Source organism: Pseudomonas peli, assembly GCF_050563605.1.
Lineage (GTDB): Bacteria > Pseudomonadota > Gammaproteobacteria > Pseudomonadales > Pseudomonadaceae > Aquipseudomonas > Aquipseudomonas peli_A.
Genome location: NZ_JBNXUH010000214.1, coordinates 1 through 456 on the forward strand (window position 1 = coordinate 1; position 456 = coordinate 456).

Here is a 456-nt window from a genome sequence, read left to right on the forward strand (position 1 = left end):
CCTCTTTTCTTTACTACCTTTCTCGTTTTCTTGCCACCTACACTACCGAGCGGTTCGTCGTGCTGATTCTCGTTGGTTTTATTGTTGCCTCGCCCACCGACTCCCCGGTGTTGCAGGCGCGCATTGCGGTGGACCTGGCGGTKCKCGCGCCTGAAGGGCGCGCGCCTGCACGGCGGGGTAGGCCGGAGATGGAGAAGCTCGGCCCAATCAGGCCGGGGCCCGTCTCTTTTAAACATATGAGGNTCGGAGATGTGTATAAGAGACAGCCCACCGACTCCCCGGTGTTGCAGGCGCGCATTGCGGTGGACCTGGCGGTGCGCGCGCTTGAAGGTCGCGCGCATGCACGGCGGGTTAGCCCGATGATCGAGATGCTCGACCAAGTCAGTCTGGAGCAGGTTCTGTCTCTTTTACACATCTGGCGCCGCCGGCGACGCCCCCCGAGTGGTGATATCTGGG

At 61.8% G+C, this 456-nt stretch carries 1 pseudogene; it reads left to right on the plus strand.

The annotated features are described in order from the left end of the window. Window positions 1-251 precede the first annotated feature (251 nt). Window positions 252-456 (plus strand): annotated as a pseudogene (locus ACQ4LH_RS21505) (hypothetical protein); the annotation flags it as partial.